Origin of the sequence: Sporosarcina sp. BP05, assembly GCF_014282005.1 — a bacterium.
Classification (GTDB): Bacteria; Bacillota; Bacilli; order Bacillales_A; family Planococcaceae; genus Sporosarcina.
The window spans coordinates 1-349 of the sequence record NZ_JACFTD010000099.1; the positions used below are offsets into that span (position 1 = coordinate 1).

The 349-nt window shown below is 46.1% G+C and carries 2 tRNA genes; both read left to right on the forward strand.

What is annotated here, in order from left to right:
• Positions 1-27 precede the first annotated feature (27 nt).
• Positions 28-104: transfer RNA gene (locus tag H2672_RS19355), tRNA-Ile, on the forward strand.
• A gap of 52 nt (positions 105-156) precedes the next feature.
• Positions 157-232, forward strand: a tRNA-Ala gene (locus H2672_RS19360).
• Positions 233-349: the final 117 nt, after the last annotated feature.

Consider the following 349-nt stretch of genomic DNA (forward strand, 5'->3'; position numbering starts at 1 on the left):
CTTTGTGAACTTCATATATCCCTGAATGGGCCTATAGCTCAGCTGGTTAGAGCGCACGCCTGATAAGCGTGAGGTCGGTGGTTCGAGTCCACTTAGGCCCACCATTAAGTTTTTTTTAGCGGTATTTCCGCTTTGAATAATTACCCTGTAAGTTAAGGGGCCTTAGCTCAGCTGGGAGAGCGCCTGCCTTGCACGCAGGAGGTCAGCGGTTCGATCCCGCTAGGCTCCACCAAAATTTGTTCTTTGAAAACTGAATGAAACGACATTGATAGCAACAAATCAAGTAATCAACGTAGAGGAAGTAATTTCTCTAGATTAGCACGTGCAAATGAGCTAATCATGCAATGCC